19 protein-coding genes and 1 pseudogene are annotated in these 16,361 nt (G+C 68.4%); 12 read left to right on the top strand and 8 right to left on the bottom strand.

Features of this window, described 5'->3' with window-relative positions:
- Positions 1–311, top strand: a pseudogene (locus AWB92_RS19815) (hypothetical protein); the annotation flags it as partial.
- 71 nt (positions 312–382) lie between these two features.
- On the opposite strand, the gene AWB92_RS19810 reads toward AWB92_RS19815, so the two are convergent.
- From AWB92_RS19810 to AWB92_RS19795, 4 genes are read right to left on the bottom strand one after another with little or no spacing between them, the layout of a single operon-like run.
- Positions 383–2,584 (bottom strand): acyl-CoA dehydrogenase, encoded by a 2,202-nt coding sequence (locus tag AWB92_RS19810; RefSeq protein WP_085188688.1) that lies wholly within the window; start codon positions 2,582–2,584, stop codon positions 383–385.
- Between the two features lie 55 nt (positions 2,585–2,639).
- Positions 2,640–3,596: a 2-hydroxyacid dehydrogenase gene (locus AWB92_RS19805; protein ID WP_085188686.1), complete on the bottom strand. Its 957-nt coding sequence runs from the start codon at positions 3,594–3,596 to the stop codon at positions 2,640–2,642.
- The gene (locus tag AWB92_RS19800) at positions 3,587–4,690 is read right to left on the bottom strand and encodes an alpha/beta hydrolase (RefSeq protein WP_142282198.1); all 1,104 of its coding nucleotides are present in this window, start codon (positions 4,688–4,690) and stop codon (positions 3,587–3,589) included. The genes AWB92_RS19805 and AWB92_RS19800 overlap by 10 nt, the downstream gene beginning before the upstream one ends.
- Positions 4,691–4,716: 26 nt before the next feature.
- Positions 4,717–5,361 (bottom strand): TetR/AcrR family transcriptional regulator, encoded by a 645-nt coding sequence (locus tag AWB92_RS19795; protein WP_085188682.1) that lies wholly within the window; start codon positions 5,359–5,361, stop codon positions 4,717–4,719.
- A gap of 92 nt (positions 5,362–5,453) precedes the next feature.
- Between AWB92_RS19795 and AWB92_RS19790 the strand changes: the two genes are divergently transcribed.
- Positions 5,454–6,035 carry a VOC family protein gene (locus AWB92_RS19790; RefSeq protein WP_068184200.1) on the top strand — a complete coding sequence of 194 codons (582 nt, stop codon included), beginning with the start codon at positions 5,454–5,456 and terminating at the stop codon, positions 6,033–6,035.
- 37 nt (positions 6,036–6,072) lie between these two features.
- A complete protein-coding gene (locus tag AWB92_RS19785) occupies positions 6,073–6,621 on the top strand; it encodes a hypothetical protein (RefSeq protein ID WP_085188698.1) in 549 nt (182 codons plus the stop codon).
- Here AWB92_RS19785 and AWB92_RS19780 read toward each other — a convergent pair.
- Positions 6,554–7,258, bottom strand: a complete 705-nt coding sequence (locus AWB92_RS19780; protein WP_085188700.1) for a TetR/AcrR family transcriptional regulator — start codon at positions 7,256–7,258, stop codon at positions 6,554–6,556. The genes AWB92_RS19785 and AWB92_RS19780 overlap by 68 nt on opposite strands.
- A 74-nt stretch (positions 7,259–7,332) precedes the next feature.
- Between AWB92_RS19780 and AWB92_RS19775 the strand changes: the two genes are divergently transcribed.
- From AWB92_RS19775 to AWB92_RS19745, 7 genes are all read left to right on the top strand, one after another.
- Positions 7,333–8,229 carry an oxygenase MpaB family protein gene (locus tag AWB92_RS19775; RefSeq protein WP_085188680.1) on the top strand — a complete coding sequence of 299 codons (897 nt, stop codon included), beginning with the start codon at positions 7,333–7,335 and terminating at the stop codon, positions 8,227–8,229.
- A 122-nt stretch (positions 8,230–8,351) separates the two neighbouring features.
- Positions 8,352–8,660 carry a PE family protein gene (locus AWB92_RS19770; RefSeq protein ID WP_085188678.1) on the top strand — a complete coding sequence of 103 codons (309 nt, stop codon included), beginning with the start codon at positions 8,352–8,354 and terminating at the stop codon, positions 8,658–8,660.
- 2 nt (positions 8,661–8,662) lie between these two features.
- Positions 8,663–10,441: a PPE family protein gene (locus AWB92_RS31105; protein ID WP_085188676.1), complete on the top strand. Its 1,779-nt coding sequence runs from the start codon at positions 8,663–8,665 to the stop codon at positions 10,439–10,441.
- Between the two features lie 17 nt (positions 10,442–10,458).
- Positions 10,459–10,752 (top strand): WXG100 family type VII secretion target, encoded by a 294-nt coding sequence (locus AWB92_RS19760; RefSeq protein ID WP_085188634.1) that lies wholly within the window; start codon positions 10,459–10,461, stop codon positions 10,750–10,752.
- A gap of 30 nt (positions 10,753–10,782) precedes the next feature.
- Positions 10,783–11,073: a WXG100 family type VII secretion target gene (locus AWB92_RS19755; RefSeq protein WP_085188632.1), complete on the top strand. Its 291-nt coding sequence runs from the start codon at positions 10,783–10,785 to the stop codon at positions 11,071–11,073.
- A 180-nt stretch (positions 11,074–11,253) separates the two neighbouring features.
- On the top strand, positions 11,254–12,246 hold the full coding sequence (locus AWB92_RS19750) for a permease (protein WP_085188674.1): 993 nt from the start codon (positions 11,254–11,256) through the stop codon (positions 12,244–12,246).
- Positions 12,246–12,989: a TIGR03943 family protein gene (locus tag AWB92_RS19745; RefSeq protein WP_085188672.1), complete on the top strand. Its 744-nt coding sequence runs from the start codon at positions 12,246–12,248 to the stop codon at positions 12,987–12,989. The genes AWB92_RS19750 and AWB92_RS19745 overlap by 1 nt, the downstream gene beginning before the upstream one ends.
- Before the next feature lie 400 nt (positions 12,990–13,389).
- On the opposite strand, the gene rpsR is transcribed toward AWB92_RS19745, so the two are convergent.
- The 3 genes from rpsR to rpmB are packed head-to-tail and all read right to left on the bottom strand — an operon-like array spanning position 13,390 to position 14,057.
- Positions 13,390–13,653 (bottom strand): 30S ribosomal protein S18, encoded by a 264-nt coding sequence (rpsR, locus tag AWB92_RS19735; protein ID WP_085188668.1) that lies wholly within the window; start codon positions 13,651–13,653, stop codon positions 13,390–13,392.
- Between the two features lie 2 nt (positions 13,654–13,655).
- Positions 13,656–13,820 (bottom strand): 50S ribosomal protein L33, encoded by a 165-nt coding sequence (gene rpmG, locus AWB92_RS19730; RefSeq protein ID WP_067109236.1) that lies wholly within the window; start codon positions 13,818–13,820, stop codon positions 13,656–13,658.
- The gene (gene rpmB / locus AWB92_RS19725; protein WP_085188666.1) at positions 13,821–14,057 is read right to left on the bottom strand and encodes a 50S ribosomal protein L28; all 237 of its coding nucleotides are present in this window, start codon (positions 14,055–14,057) and stop codon (positions 13,821–13,823) included.
- A gap of 110 nt (positions 14,058–14,167) precedes the next feature.
- Here rpmB and AWB92_RS19720 point away from each other — a divergent pair, with 110 nt between their 5' ends.
- Positions 14,168–15,376, top strand: a complete 1,209-nt coding sequence (locus tag AWB92_RS19720) for a GTP-binding protein (RefSeq protein ID WP_085188664.1) — start codon at positions 14,168–14,170, stop codon at positions 15,374–15,376.
- Between the two features lie 10 nt (positions 15,377–15,386).
- Entirely contained in the window at positions 15,387–16,292 is a 906-nt protein-coding gene (locus AWB92_RS19715) for a class I SAM-dependent methyltransferase (RefSeq protein ID WP_085188662.1), read from the top strand.
- The last annotated feature ends 69 nt before the right edge of the window (positions 16,293–16,361 follow it).

Here is a 16,361-nt window from a genome sequence, read left to right as displayed (position 1 = left end):
GCTGGGGCGGGGGCGGCCACGGTGGCTGGAACGGCCCCGGCGGCGGCGCTCACGGCGGCTGGGCCGGCCACGGCGGCTGGGGCGGACCCGGTGGCTGGAACGGCCCCGGCGGCAACTGGGACCGCGGCGGCAACTGGGGTCGCGGCGGCTGGTGGGGCCCGCGCGGCGACTGGGACCGCGGCGGCTGGTGGGGTCCCCGCGGCGACTGGGACCGCGGCGTTTGGGGTCACCCCGGCTGGGGCAACGGCGGATGGGGCCCGCCCGGACAGGGCTACCGGCCGTGGTGGCCGTTGTGGAACTGGTGGTGGTGATCCAGCAACCCCCAAGAACCCGGGCCATGCCGACCTGGCAGACGTGCGTCAGGTCGGCATGACCCGTCTCATCACGGATCGCGGGGCAGGCCCAGCAGCCGTTCGGCGATGATGTTGAGCTGGATCTCCGAGGTGCCGCCGTAGATCGTGGTGGCCCGGCTGGCCAGCAGATATTCGCCCCACTTGCCCGGTAGCTGGCTGGTGTCGCCGATCGCGGCGTCGGTGCCGAACGACGACACCGCGAACTCGGCATACCCCTGGCCGGTGCGCATCGACAACAGCTTGGAGATCGCGGCAGACGGCATGGCGTCCCCGCCGGCCAGCGTCAGCAAGGTCGAACGCAGGTTCAGCACCTTGGCGGCATGGCCCTCGGCGATCAGCTGCCCGGCCCGGTGCTGGCCCACCTGGTCGAACTGCCCGTCGCGCACGAAGTCGACGAATTCGGGAAGCGTCGCAAGGAAATTCGCGTCGCTGCCACCGATCGACACCCGCTCCGCGGTCAGGGTATTGCGGCTGACCTCCCACCCCCGGTTGACGTCGCCCAGCACGCATTCGTCCGGCACGAATACGTCGTCGATGTAGACGGTGTTGAAGAACTCCTGGCCGGTCAGCTCGCGCAGCGGCTTGACCGTGACGCCCTCACTCTTCATGTCCAGCAGGAAGTAGGTGATGCCGTTGTGCTTCGGCGCGCTCGGATCGGTCCGCGCCAGCAGCGCTCCCCACTGCGAGAACTGGGCGGCGGTGGTCCAGATCTTCTGGCCGGTGATGCGCCAGCCGCCCTCGGCCCGGGTCGCCTTGGTGGTCAGCCCGGCGAGGTCCGATCCGGCGCCCGGCTCGGAAAACAGCTGGCACCAAATCATTTCACCGCGCATGGTCGGCGGCAGGAACCGTTGCTTCTGCTCCTCAGTGCCGAACGCGACGATCGACGGGATGATCCATGCCGCGATGCCGACCTGCGGCCGCTTGACCCGCCCGGCGGCGAACTCCTGGGCGATGATGATCTGCTCCACCGGGCTGGACGCCCGGCCCCACGGCCTGGGCAGGTAGGGCAGCACCCAGCCGCCCTCCGCGATCGCCACCCTGCGCGGCTCGCGGTCCATCTCCTTCAGCGCGGTGACCTCCGCGCGAATCTCGGCCCGCAGCTTTTCGGTGTCGGGATCCAGGTCGATGTCCACCGCGCGCATTCCCGTCGTGGTCGCGGTGTCCACGACTCGCTGCGGGTAGTCGGAGCTGCGGCCGAAGGAGGCGGCCAGCATCAGCGCCCGGCGGTAGTACACATTGGTGTCGTGCTCCCAGGTGAAGCCGATGCCGCCGTGCACCTGGATGCAATCCTGCGCGCAGCGTTGGGCGGCGACCGGCGCCAGCGTCGCCGCCACGGCCGCGGCGAAGTCGACCTTGGCAGCCGCTATGTCCCAACCATTTTCGCGGGCCTCGTCCAGCGCGCGGGCGGCATCCCACACCGCCGCGGTGGCCCGCTCGGTGTCGGCGACCATTTCCGCGCACTTGTGTTTGATGGCCTGGAACTGGCCGATCGGCCGGCCGAACTGCTCGCGGATCTTGGCGTACTGCGACGCGGTGTCGGTTGCCCAGCGCGCCACGCCGATGGCCTCGGCCGACAGCAGCGTGACCATCAGCGCGTGCGCGGTGGCCATGGTCAGATTGCTCAGCACGACGTCGTCGCCGACCTCGACGGCATTGGCCCGCACGTGCGCGATCGGGCGCAGCGGGTCAAGGCTTTTCACGGGCTCGATCTCGAGCTGCTCGGCGCGCAGCACCACCCATTCCTCGCCGCTGTCGATCGCGACCGGCAGCACCAGCAACGAGGCCTGCGCGGCGGCGGGGACGGCGCGCACCTCGCCGCGGATCACCAGCGAGTCCCCCTGGCGGGTGGCGGTCAGCGCGCAACACTCCATCGCGTAGGCGGCGATGGCCGCGCCGGACGCCAGCTCGGCCAGCACTTTGGCCTCCGGATCGTGCGCGGAGATCAGCGCGCTGGCGATCGCCGACGGCACAAACGGCCCGGGCACCGCCCCGTAGCCGAACTCGGCCAGCACCACGGCCAATTCGAGGATGCCGAAGCCCTGCCCCCCGATCGATTCCGCCAGATGTACGCCCTGCAGTCCCTGCTCGGCCGCGGCCCGCCAGTACGGCGGGGGATTCTCGATGGGTGACTCGAGCGCCGCGTGCAGCACCTCGGACGGCGCGACCCGCGCCACCAGGGATCGCACCGAATCGGCCAGGTCTTGATGCTCAGGAGTGATTGCGATCGGCATTGGTCGCCTTCCTCGTCCCTTTGCTGCCTCACGTTTCGTGCCAGCGCCTTCCAAGCTAACAACCGGTCGGTTGGTTGACTACATGGGCCAGCGGTTGCCCGTCGCGCAGCCGGCGGCAGTTCCCGACGGCCTCGATCAGGTACCGCCGCATGGTGTCGGCCGTGTACCAGGTGACGTGCGGCGTCAGCACCACGTTGTCCAAGCCCAGTAGCGGGTTGCCGGGCGCCACCGGCTCCGCCTCGAAAACGTCGAGCCCCGCCGCGGCCAGCCGCCCGTCCCGCAGGGCGTCGACCAGGGCGCCCTCGTCGACCACCGCGCCCCGGGACGTGTTGACCAACACCGCATTCGGCTTCATCCGGGCCAGCGCATCGCGGTCCAGCAAGTGATGTGTCTGCGGCGTCAGGGGCAGGTGCAGCGAGACGATGTCGCTGGCGGCCAGCAGGTCGGGCAGCGGCCGCCAGCCCGGCCGGCCGTCGTCGCGGGTGCTGGTGTGCAGCACGCCCGCGCCCATCGTCGCGACGATTTCGGCCACCCGTTTGGCGATGTTGCCGTACCCGACCAGCCCGACGGTGCAGCCGCCGATGTCGCGCACCGTCTCGCCCAGCGCCGGATCCGCCGGCCAGCCCCGGCCCTCGCGGACCGCACGGTCCAGCTCCGGCAGCCGGCGTAACGCGGCCAGCATCAGCAGCACCGCGCCCTCGGCCACCGACGGCGCGTTGGCGCCCGGCATGTTGGCGACCGCGATGCCGCGTTCCGTCGCCGTCTGTACGTCGATCGTGTTCACCCCGGCGCCCAGCTTGTGCACCAGCCGCAGCCTGGTCGCGCGCCGCAGATCCTCGCCCGACAGCGTCCGCAGCACGTGCCAGATCACGTCCGCGTGCGGCAGCTCCCGGTAAAAGCCCTCGTCGTCGTCCTCGGCGCACCACCGGATGTCAAGCCAATCCGATTCTGGCGCAACGAAGTCGAGTACCGTGTCGCCGGGAATGAAATGGGCGAGAACCCTTAACGCCACCTCTTGGTGATCCACCTGGCGATGGTATCGGCCTGCTCGCTGCGCGCGCCCGGGGTGGTGAAGTAGTGGTCGCTGTTGATCGAGGCCTGCGTCTTGTCGGTGCTGGCGAGCGCGTCGTAGATGCGTTGCGCGTCCGACGGGAAGACGCCGGTGTCCGCCTCGGCGTTGATCACCAGGGCCGGGGAGGTGATGCGGGCCAGATGCGGCTCGGCGCGGGTTTGCGCCACCCGCAGGCTCCACATGCTCAGCCAGTTGCGCAGGGTGCAGGCGGCGGCGATGCCGTGCGCGGACCGGTTCGCCTTGGCGGGGACGCCCGCGTAACACAGGTTCGGCTGGCGCTTGGTCGGCTCGATGCTCGGATCGACCATGCGGGGATCGGCCCAGGTGCGCATCACGGTGAACGGCCGGTCCGAAAAGCCCACGGCGCGAACCCGTTTGAGTTCCCGCTCGGCCCAGTCGGTGATGGCGTGGTTGCGCGCGATCTGAGCGTCTCGGTAGCGGGCGAGAAACTCGGGCGAGTACGGAGGCCCGTTGCGCTCTTCGAACAGGTCGAGGTCGGCATCGGTGGCGACCGGGTCGTTCTCGTCGACGACGGCGGCGTCCATCCATGCCGTCAGGACGTCGGGGCGTCCGGGGTGGGCGGCCGTGGCGACGTAGCCGTCGGCGGGGATCAGCTCGTTGAGCCCGGCCGCCGGGCGCATCCCCTCCAGGGGAGTCACGTTCGGTTCGAGCGCCTGTGACTGATAGGCGGCCATCAGCGAACCACCGCCCGAATTACCCAGCAGCACAACGTAGTCCACGCCCTGTACCTCACGCAGCCAACGCACCCCGACGCCGATGTCGACCAGCGCGTGGTCCAACAGGAAGCTGCTTTCGAATCCGCGGAACCGGGTGTTCCAGCCCAGGAAACCGATGCCGCGGGTGGCGATGTAGTCGGCGAGATAGTGCTCGGCGAAGTCGATCTGGTAGTGCGTGGCGATCATCGCCACCTTCGGCTTGCGCCCCACCGCGCGGTGGTAGAGCCCCTGGCAGGGATGCCCGCCGGCCCCGGCCCGGCCCGCGGTGGGCGAGGGCAACCCGACGAATTCCTGCATCACGCCAGCGGCGCCGTTTTGACGGGTCAATTTGACTCTCCTCCGCCGTAGATGGCTCGGTAGTAGATGTTGGCCAGTGTTCGGATGCAGGCCGCGTCGTCGGGTTCACCGGGCCCGGCGAGTTGCGTGTAACAAAACTGGTAGAACATGGCCAAAATGGCCTCGGCGATCAGGCGCGGATCGTCATCGGGGCAATGGCCTTCGGCCTGGGCACGGCGAACCGACTCGCTGATGAAAGTAATTGGGGTGGAACAGATGTCGGCCCAATACCGCGCGAAGTCGTCGTTGATCATCGCCAGCTGGTAAATGCTGACGACCTCGGCGAGCCGGTTGCGGTAGGTCCACCACTGCGCGGCGGCGGCCTGGTACGCGCGCTCGCGGTCGGACAGGCCGTGTTGGGTGACCGAACGCGCGCGCTCGGTGATCTCGTCGCGGAACCGCAGGGCCCATTGGCGGACCATCGCCTCTTTGGAGTCGTAGTAGTTGTAGAACGACGCGGCCGAGCGGCCCGCCTCGGCGGCGATGTCGGCGATGGTCGTCGCCAGAATGCCTTTGCGCGCGATAACCGTTCGGGCGGCCATGTCGATCGCGGCCTGAGTTCGCCTGCCGCGGTGCGTCGGAAACGCCGGTGGGGGGTCGGGTCGCTCAGCAGGTTCGGCCGCGGTGGACAATCGTGCGAACCTCCTGGAGCAGAACTGAACCTGATGTTAGATTCAGATTTGGATCTCCGCCAGGGCTTTCGCGGATCGATAGGAGCCGCAGGATGATCAAGCCGCACAACGCCAACACGGAATTCGAGCTGGGCGGGATCAACCACGTCGCGCTGGTGTGTTCGGACATGGCGCGGACCGTGGATTTCTACTCCAACATCCTGGGCATGCCACTGATCAAATCGCTCGATCTGCCCGATGGTGCGGGCCAGCACTTCTTCTTCGACGCGGGCAATGGCGATTGCGTCGCGTTCTTCTGGTTCGCCGACGCCGCCGACCGGGTGCCGGGCATCTCGTCGCCGGGCGCCATCCCGGGCATCGGCGACATCACCAGCGCGGTAAGCACCATGAACCATTTGGCATTCCACGTGCCGGCCGAGAAATTCGACGCCTACCGGCAGCGGCTCAAGGACAAGGGCGTGCGGGTCGGGCCGGTGCTGAACCACGACGAAAGCGAGCGCCAGGTCTCGGCGACCGTGCATCCCGGGGTCTACGTGCGCTCGTTCTACTTTCAGGATCCCGACGGCATCACGCTGGAATTCGCTTGCTGGGTAAAGGAATTCACGAGCAGCGACAACAAGGCAATCCCCAAGACCGCGGCCGACCGGAGGCCCCCGGTGGACGCCGTACGCTGAAAGGGCAAGACCGTGCCTGAGCCGGGGGATGTCCACGATGACGAACGGCATATTGTCCGACGATCAAATCGCCGCGCTGACGCCCGAGCAGCGGCGTGACCTGATCAACCGGCTGGAGCGGCCCCTGAGCGACGTGATCGACCCGGTGCTGCTGAGCCGGATACGGCGCACCCGCATGGGCCTGATGGTCGGTGGCTCGATCGCGATGGTTCCGTGGCTGGGATACCTGTCGACCACGCTGCCGGACAACTACGTCGCCCACAACTGGACCGCCACGTGGGTGGGTTTCGACATCCTTTTGGTCGTGTTCATGGTGGCAACGGCCGTCCTGGGTTACCTGCGCCGCCAGCTGGTGGTCCTCGCCGCGTTCACCGCGGGCGTGCTGCTGATCTGCGACGCTTGGTTCGACCTGATGACCGCCGGACCAGCGGACGTGCGGATATCGGTGGCGACGGCGCTCGGCATCGAGGTGCCGTTGGCGTTCTTGCTGATCCGGGGCGCGATTCGCATCATGCGGCTCACGATGATGCGGTTGTGGCTCCTGGATCCCCGGATGCGGCTTTGGCACCTGCCCCTGTTTCCGTGACGCGGTACAGGTCCGGGTTGGTGAGCTCGTCGAGCAGCGACGCCAGGTGATCGACGAGCTGGTCGGGTTCCAGGCGGACGTCGCCGGCGAGCCAGGCGCTGATGGTCTGCCCGACGCCGCCGACGACGAAGTGCGCCGCGGCCTTGACACGTTCGTTTGCCGGTGCCCGCAACGTGTCGACGGCATGCTGGCCGGACAGCATGGCGAAAAGCGCGCTGGACTCCGCGCGCTTGCGCACGATCACCGGGTCGCCCAACTGCGTGTTGAACAGCAGGCGCCCGATGCGGGCGTCGCCGGCGATGGTCCGGACGATGTTTGCGATCCCGGCGCGGGTCTGCTCGGGTGCCGGCACCGCCGCCACGGCGGCCTGGGTGGTGGCGGCCAGCTCGGCCACCACCCAATCAAACACCCGGCTGACGAACTGGTCCTTATCGCTGAAGCTCTCGTAGAAGTATCGGGCGGCCAGTCCTGCCCGGTCGCAGATGCCGCGGACGGTCAGCGCCGAGACGTCCTGTTGTTCGGCCCCCAGCAGGTCCAGACCGGCGGTCAAGAATTGGCGGCGGCGGACGGCCACCCGCTCGGCGGCGTCGACGCCGCGGTAGGGCCGCGCTTTGGAGGCCTCTGCCATAGCCACCATCTTGACACCGGCCCGGATAGGCGACAACATCAGGAAACAGACGTTCGCACATTTTGCGCAGGGGGGATTCGCCCATGGCGATGCCTGACTCGATCGGCCATGTGGAGCGGGCCATCGCCGACCCGCCACGCCCCGGACCTTCCCGTCGCGGGCACCGGTTGGGCATCGACGAGGGGCTGATGGGCGTGGCGTTGCTGGCCGGGCCGGCAAACGTGATCATGCAGCTGGCGCGTCCGGGCGTCGGTTACGGCGTATTGGAAAGCCGCGTCGAAAGCGGACGGGTGGACCTGCACCCGATCAAACGGGCGCGCACCACCTTCACGTACCTGGCGGTGGCGTCGGCCGGCAGCGATGCCCAGAAGGAGGCCTTTCGCCGGGCGGTGAACCGGGCCCACGCGCAGGTGTACTCCACCCCCGACAGTCCCGTCGCCTACAACGCCTTCGACGCCGACCTGCAGCTGTGGGTGGGGGCGTGCCTGTACAAGGGCGGTGTCGACATCCACCGGACCTTCGTCGGCGAACTGGACGGCCAGGACGCCGACCGGCACTACCGCGAGGGCATGGCTCTGGCCACCACGCTGCAGGTGCCGCCGGAGATGTGGCCGGCGGACCGGGCGGCTTTCGACCGGTACTGGCAGGAGTCGCTGGCCAAGGTGCACATCGACGACACCGTCCGGGACTACCTGTATCCCATTGCCGCCGGCCGCATTCGCGGGGTGAGGCTGCCGGGCCCGCTGCAGCGCCTGTCCGATGATTTCTCTCTTCTGATCACCACCGGCTTTCTGCCTCAGCGCTTCCGCGACGAGATGCGGCTGCCCTGGGACGCCGTGAAACAACGGCGGTTCGACCGGCTGATGGCCGCGTTGCGCGCGGTCAACCGCGCGCTGCCGCGCTTCGTCCGGCGGTTCCCATTCAACGTCCTGCTGTGGGATGTCGACCGCCGGATCAGGACGGGCCGCCCACTGGTCTAGCGCCGGTCAGCAGCAGCGCTCGCCGCGCCAGGCGGGCGGCCGACCGCGCCCAGTTGTTAACGACAATCATTTTCAGTAGGCTTTCGGGCAATCAGCCCAAGTTATAAACGAGGAGCATTGTCGTGACATTGCGAGTCGTGCCCGAAGGCCTGGCCGCGGCAAGTGCGGTGGTCGAAGCGTTGACCGCCCGATTGGCGGCCGCCCAGGCCGGCGCCGCGCCGTTGATCGCGGCGGTAGTGCCGCCGGCGGCCGATCCGGTGTCCCTACAAACGGCGAGCGGGTTCAGCGCCCAGGGCCAGGAGCATGCCGTGGTGGCCGCCCAGGGCGTCGAGGACCTGGGACGGTCCGGTCTCGGGGTGGACCGGGCGGGCGCCGGTTATGCCACCGGCGACGCGGCCGCCGCCTCGTCGTACCTCATCTCCGGGGCCTGACGATGACGGCGCCGATCTGGATGGCGTCGCCGCCGGAGGTGCACTCGGCCTTGCTGAGCGCCGGCCCGGGGCCGGGGCCCCTGATGACGGCGGCGGCGGGCTGGAACTCGCTCAGCGCCGAATACGCGTCGGTGGCCGAGGAACTCAGCGCCTTGGTGGCGTCGGTGCAGGCCGGCGTGTGGGAGGGGCCGAGCGCCGAATCGTTTGCGGCCGCATACGTGCCGTACCTGGCATGGTTGACGCAGGCCAGCGCCAACAGCACGGCCGCGGCGGCCCAGCTCGAGACCGTAGCCGCGGCCTACACCGCCGCGTTGGCGGCCACGCCCACGCTGGCCGAATTGGCCACCAACCACGTGATACACGGGGTGCTGTTGGCGACCAATTTCTTTGGGATCAACACCATCCCCATCGCCGTGAACGAGGCGGATTACGTGCGGATGTGGGTTCAGGCTGCGCTCACAATGGCGGGCTACCAAGCGGTCTCCGGCGCGGCGGTGGCGGCGACGCCGCAGACCACCCCCGCTCCGCAAATCCTGAAATCCGACGCGACGGCCAATCCGGCGGCGAGCGCCAACCCGGCCCAGGGCGTGGTGCAGCAGCTGCAGGGCTTCCTGCAGCAGATCGTGGCGTTGTACCAAAGCCTGCTCACCGACCCGTTGAATGCCGATCCGACCAACCCGCTAAATCTCCCGCCGTGGTTGGTGCAGGGCCTGCAGAACTTCGGCATCGGAAATAGCCCGGTTGCACACGCCCCCCTTCTCGACTATCCGCTAGACGAATGGGTTGCGAATCTCCTGCAGAACTTCGGGATCAATTGGAGTCCCAGCGAGGGCATGGTCAATGGAATGACCTACGACGCCTATACGGATCCGACCACAGTCGGATGGTGGATCGCTCGAACCCTCGAAGTCTTTGAGGATCTTCAACAGTTCGGCACCTACCTCCTGCAAAATCCGGTAGTGGCTTTTCAATACCTGATCAGCTGGCAGCTGTTCGATTTTCCGCTTCACATCGAAGAGTTCGCGTTCACCCTCGGCGTGCCGTTCCAGGCGGTGTACGCCGCCATCCCCGCGGTGGCGGCGGCCCCGCTCGCATCGGCGGGCGGCCTCGGGGCGCTCGGCGCGCTGGCCGCCGTTCCTCAGGCTGCGGCCCCGGCTCTGGTACCGATCGCGGCGCCCCTGCCGGCCGTTGCGATGGCCCCGACTTTGGCGGTGCCCGCCACGAGCGTTGCGTCGGCACCGGCGCCCGCGCCCACGCCCACGGCCACGCCCGCGAGCCCCGCCGCTCCCGCCGGCCTGGCACCGCCACCGCCGCCACCCGCAGCCGCGGGTCCCGCGGGGTTTGCCCCTCCCTACGTGGTGTCGGGCATGGGGCTGAGTTCGAGCGCGCGGTCCAGCGCCGCATCGGGCGCGAAAAAGAAGGCGCCGGCAGCCGGCAGCAGCGTCGCCGCGGCGGCCGCGGCGAGCGCGCGTGAGGCGGCCCGGGCGCGCCGTCGCCAGCGGGCGCGGCAGCGTGGCCACGGCGACGAGTTCATGGATATGAACATCGACGTCGACCCCGATTGGGGCACGCGTGCGGGCGGGGAGACGTCGGCGTCCGGCCAGGGCGCCGGAAGCCTGGGTTTTGCCGGCACGGCGGTCAAAGAGTCGGCCGCCGAGGCGGCTGGGCTGACCACGCTGGCCGGCGACGAGTTCGGCGGCGGCCCAAAGATGCCGATGATGCCGGGCACCTGGGACCCGGACGGTGCTCCCGAGGAGGGTAACGGGGCGCGCGACAGCTAAATAAGGAAGGGATCGCGATGAGTTTGTTGGATGCGCATATTCCGCAGTTGGTGGCGGCGCAGTCGGCGTTTGGTGCTAAGGCGGGGGTGATGCGGAGCACGATTAGTCAGGCTGAGCAGGAGGCGGTGTCGGCGCAGGCGTTTCATCAGGGGGAGTCGTCGGTGGCGTTTCAGGCCGCGCATGCCCGTTTTGTGGAGGCGGCGGCGCGGATCAATGCGTTGTTGGATGTCGCTCAGGCGAATCTGGGGGATGCGGCGGGGACTTATGTGGCTGCCGATGCTGCGGCCGCGTCGGGTTATAGCGGGTTCTGAGTCGGCTGAGTTTTCGCGAAAGGGATTGTGATGTCGCAGATTATGTACAACTACCCGGCGATGTTGGGGCATGCCGCGGATATGTCGGGTTATGCCGGTACGTTGCATGCGCTGGGCGCGGATATCGCCAGTGAGCAGGCGACGCTGTCGAATGCTTGGCAGGGGGATACGGGGATGACGTATCAGGCGTGGCAGGCCCAGTGGAATGAGGCGATGGAGTCGTTGGTGCGGGCCTATCAGGCGATGGCCGGCACTCATGAGGCCAACACCACCGCAATGCTTGCCCGCGACACGGCCGAAGCCGCCAAATGGGGCGGCTAGGGCTTGCTCCGGAACGCGTGTGCCGCCCATTCCGGTCGGCCCGAAAGTCATTGTGCTCCTTCGTATTCCAGTAAGAACGCGTGACGGCTGCGCGCGGCCCCGGCCGCGCCCTTCATTGATCCGTGGCGGCGCCACCCGCGGGTACGGGTGCGTGCACCCATGCGCTGACATACTGAGACGGTGACGACGCTAAAGTCCCGGCGCGGGTTGCGCGTCGGGTCGATGGAAGTGCTGGTAGGCATTCTGCTCGTCGGCGCCTTCGCGGCGACCAGGCTGCGGAACGCGGTCGCCCTCAGCCCGGCGTTGTCGACCGCGGGAACCGTGTTCTGCGGGGTGTTCGTGCAGGCGATTCCATTCCTGGCGCTCGGCGTCGTGGTCAGCGGGTTGATCGCGGTGTTCGTGTCGCCGGAACGATTGGCGCGCTGGCTGCCGCGCCGTCCGGCCGTGGCGGTGTTGGCCGCCGGCGTCGGCGGGGCGGCCTTGCCGGGCTGTGAATGCGGATCGGTTCCGGTGGCGCGCCGATTGTTTGGCGACGGAGGGGCCACGGGCGCAGCGGCTTTGACGTTCATGCTCGCCGCGCCAGCGATCAACCCGGTGGTGCTCGTGGCCACCGCGGTCGCGTTTCCCGGTGCGCCCGGGATGGTTCTCGCACGCATGGGGGCGTCGCTGCTGACCGCGGTGATCATGGGCTGGGCATGGTCGCGTCGGGGCCGCGCGGAGTGGATCACCCGCCGGTTGCCCGCCTCGGGAACCCGAACCGAGTCGCGGTGGACGGTGTTCACCGAGGCGGCGAGACACGACTTCCTTCAGGCCGCGTCGTATTTGGTTGTGGGTGCCGCCGCCGCGGCGGCACTTCATGTCGTGGTGCCGCGTTGGATGCTGGCGCATCTGGCCACGAACCTGGTCCTGGGTGTTCTGGTGATGGCCGCGCTGGCGGTGGTGCTGGCGTTGTGTTCGGAGGCCGACGCTTTCGTGGCCGCCAGCATGACCATGGTGCCGCTGCTGCCCCGGCTCGTGTTTTTGGTTGTGGGTCCGGCGGTCGACGTCAAGCTGTTCGCGATGCAGGCGGGCATATTCGGCCGGGCTTTCGCCGCCCGCTTCGCCCCGTGCACGTTCCTCGTCGCGATCGCATGCGCCTGTGGTGTCGGACTGTTCGTGCTTGGGGGCAGGTAATGACCCGCGAAACCGAGAACACCGTCCTGCTGGTGGTGGGCATCAGCATCGTCATGATCACGGTCACGGGTGAGTTCACCCGCTACGTGAAGCCAGGACTGCTGCCGTGGCTGGTCGCCTCGGCCGTGCTGCTCATCGGCCTAGCCCTATGGGCGATGATCGGCGATATCCGCCGCGGCGGTCCACGGACCAGTGAGCTCGGTGATGGGGCCGACGATCACGGCCACGCGCATTCCCATCGGCGCGGCATCGTGTGGCTGCTCGTCATTCCCATCGTGGCGCTGTGTTTCGTGACGCCGCCGGCGCTGAGGCCGTCGGCGGCCGCGCCGTCGGTGACATCGGTGTCCAATGATGTTCTGAATCGGGCATTTCCGCCGCTGCCGCCCGGTAGGGCCCCCGAGCTTTCGCTGCCGGAGCTGCTGATGCGCGAGGCCCAGGACACCACCGGCTCGCTGAAGGGCCGGACTGTCACCGTGACCGGCTTTGTGCTGAACGAGGCGCAGGGCGTCGACCTTGGCCGCGTCGTCATCATCTGTTGCGCGGCCGACGCCCAACTGGCGCGCATCCACCTGCGCGGCCCGGCCGCCGCCCAGGCCGCCGGGTTGCCCGACAACACCTGGCTTCGGGTCGAGGGCGAAGTCCCGCCCAGACAATCGAGTTCAGCGGCGCCAATCCCGACCATGCAGGCCACCGCGGTCACACGCATCGATGCGCCGGCCAACCCCTACGACTATCCCCACTGACCGGCTAATCGACGTCAATTGTTCCGACTGGCGCTGCGGGCCCAAAACTGATGTCGGCCGAGATCTCCTGGCACTGGGGTGTTTTCCCACTGGCCGAGCTCGAGCCAATCGCGCAGGGCCGCCGCCTCGGCGCTGTCGGTGATGGGGCCGATCCAATGGGCTGGCCCGCAGGCTTCCCGGTCGTCGGTGCATGGCTGGACCAGGGCCATCACCCCGCATCCGGTGGGGCGCGACGCACAGGTGAGTGGTCCGAGCATGCACGTGGCGGAGACCAGCATGGCGCGCGGACAGCGTCGGATGGTGGGACGAAGTTCGTCGATGACCGAGAGGACGTCGTTGGCTGCACACGCGGTACAGACGACGACGGTGAACGGGCGGTCGGTGCCGCGGCCCCCCGAGGTCAACGTGCCGCCGGCCCCGGGTGGGGCAACAGCGCCATTTCGCGCGCGTTCTTGATCGCCGTGGCGACCTGCCGTTGTTGTTGGACGCTCAGGCCGGTGACGTGCCGGGAGCGGATTTTCCCGCGCTCGGAGATGAACACGCGCAACGAGGAGGTGTCCTTGTAGTCGACCGCGCTGAGCCCGAGGCTGGCGAGAAGGTTCTTCTTGGGAGACCTGATGTCGGGTCGGGCGGCCCGGCGGGCCCGCTGAGGTTTTCTCGCCATGCTCAGCGCTCCTCTCGGAAGTCGACGTGGCGGCGAACCACCGGGTCGTATTTGCGCAGCACCAGCCGGTCCGGGTCGTTGCGGCGGTTCTTGCGGGTTATGTAGGTGTACCCGGTGCCCGCCGTGGAGCGCAGTTTGACGATCGGCCGAATCTCGTTGCGCGCCATCTAGATCCGCTGTCCTTCCCGGCGCAATCGCGCCACGACTGCCTCGATGCCGTCGCGGTCGATGACCTTGATGCCCTTGGCGCTGACCCGCAGCCGAATGTGGCGGCCCTCCGAGGGCAGGTAGTACGTCTTGAGCTGGATATTGGGTGACCAGCGCCGGCGAGTTCGGCGGTGGGAGTGCGAGACCGCGTTGCCGAAGCTCGGTACGCGGCCGGTCACTTGGCAATACGCGGACACCAGGCAGCCTCCTCGAGGGAACTCTTATTGAAAATGATTTTCGACAATCACTGCCGGACACGGTACCGTACCGATAGCCCTATTGAAAATCATTACCGATAAGGAAACCGATGCGGACGCCCGTCATCCTGGTCGCGGGCCAGACGGACACGGACCCGGTCGTGGGCGCACTGCTGCGCACCCCAGGATCGCTGGTTGTCATGCACCGTTTCGACGGTCAGGTGGTGCGCCGGACGACCGCGCTCCTGAGACAAGGGGAATTGACAACGGCGGAGAGTCCGCTGGAACTCGCGCACGGGTGCGCGTCGTGCACCATCCGCAACGACCTGATGGTGTTGCTGCGTCAGCTGCACCGTCGCAACGACGTCGACCGAATCGTGGTGCGCCTTTCGCCGTGGCTGGAACCCGAACCGATCTGCGTAGCGATCGACCATGTCCGGGTGCGCGTGGCCCCCGGGTACGTCAACGGACCTGCGGCCCTCGATGTGTCGGTCGCGGCGGTGGTGACCTGTGTCGATTCGTCGGTGTGGCTGACCCAGGCCCTCGGAGAGGCGGAACTCGACGACGGGCGCACGTGCGCCCAGGTGGTTGTCGCACAGGCAGAATTCGCCGACGTCGTCGTGCTTAACCGCCCCGATTCCTTCGTGGCTGCCGCGCTGCGCCGCCTATCACCGCGTGCCCGCATCAGGGTGGGCGCCGACGGCATCGAGCACGATCTGCAGAATCTGGACCGCGACGCGCGGCGAGGCCGAAGCGACGACCCGCATGGTCCGTTGCTGGCCGGCGAGCCACCCCTGGAGTCCCGGGGGCCGATCAAACTCGTCGAGTTCAATGCCCGGCGCCCCTTCCACCCGCAACGGCTGCACGCCTCTCTGGACGTGCTGTTGGACGGAGTCATCCAAACCCGGGGACGGCTGTGGCTGGCCAGCCAGCCCGACCACGCGATGTGGTTGGAATCGGCCGGTGGCGGGTTGCGGGTGAGCTCGGCCGGCAAATGGCTCGCCGCACTGCCGGTCCCCGAGCTAGCCGATATCGATGCGGAACGACGCGCCTTCGCCGAGCTGAGGTGGGACGACCGGCACGGCGATCGACACACAGCGATGACCGTCCTGCTGTGCGGTGCGCAACCTGAGCAGGTCGTCGACGCCCTCGACGGCGCGCTACTCACCGACGACGAGTTCGGCTCCCCGCAGGACTGGCTGCATTACGACGATCCGTTCGGCGACTGGCACGAGGACCCCTGCGCCGTAGTGCCACGAACATGGGCCGATCACGAGGGGCCAAGTCGTCGGGATAGCGGACCCAGCGACTCCGCGTAATGTCGATCGCGTGCGTAGCGAAGGCGATACATGGGACATCACAACGAGTGTCGGTTCGACGGCGCTGTTCGTCGCGACCGCGCGAGCGTTGGAGGCGCAGAAGCCCGACCCGCTGGCCGTCGACCCGTACGCGGAGCTGTTCTGCCGCGCCGTCGGCGGTCCCGCGGCCGAGGTCCTCGACGGTAAGGAACCCGACCATCCGCTGAAGTCCGAAGACTTCGGCGTGCACTTCGTCAACTTCCAGGGCGCCCGCACCCGGTACTTCGACGAATACTTCCGCCGGGCCGCCGACGCGGGCGTGCGGCAGGTGGTCATCCTGGCAGCAGGGCTCGATTCCCGCGCCTACCGGCTGGACTGGCCGGGCGGCACGACGATCTTCGAGCTGGACCGACCGCAGGTTTTGGACTTCAAGCGCGAGGTGCTCACCCAGCACCGCGCGCAACCGCTCGCCGAGCGTCGCGAGATCGCCGTCGATCTCCGGGACGACTGGCCGCAGGCCTTGCGGGACAGCGGCTTTGACGCGGACAAGCCGTCCGCGTGGATCGCCGAGGGCCTGCTGATCTACCTGCCGGCCAGCGCGCAGGAGCAGCTGTTCACCGGCATCGACGGCCTGGCCGGCCACGGCAGCCACGTCGCGATCGAAGACGGCGCCCCGCTCGAGCCCGACGAGTTCGAGGCCGCAGTCGAGGAAGAGCGCGCCGCGGCCGCCGAGGGCGACCAGCGCCTGTTCTTCCAGTTGGTCTACAACGAGCAGCACGCGCCCGCCGCCGAGTGGTTCGGCCAGCGCGGGTGGACCGCGGTCGGCACCCCGCTCGCTGACTACCTGCGACAGGTCGGGCGCCCGGTGCCCGGCCCGGACACCGAATCCGGGCCGATGATCGCCCGCAACACTCTGGTCAGCGCGGTCAAGGATTGACCCCGCCGGGTCGAACGGGCCGGCACTGGGCACAACAGCCAGGGTCCAGCCGCCTTGCATTCGATCCTC

The sequence above is a fragment of the Mycobacterium sp. IEC1808 genome (assembly GCF_002101935.1).
Classification (GTDB): domain Bacteria; phylum Actinomycetota; class Actinomycetes; order Mycobacteriales; family Mycobacteriaceae; genus Mycobacterium.
The sequence above is the reverse complement of the archived record's forward strand: the minus strand, read 5'-3'. Positions and strand labels throughout refer to the sequence as shown.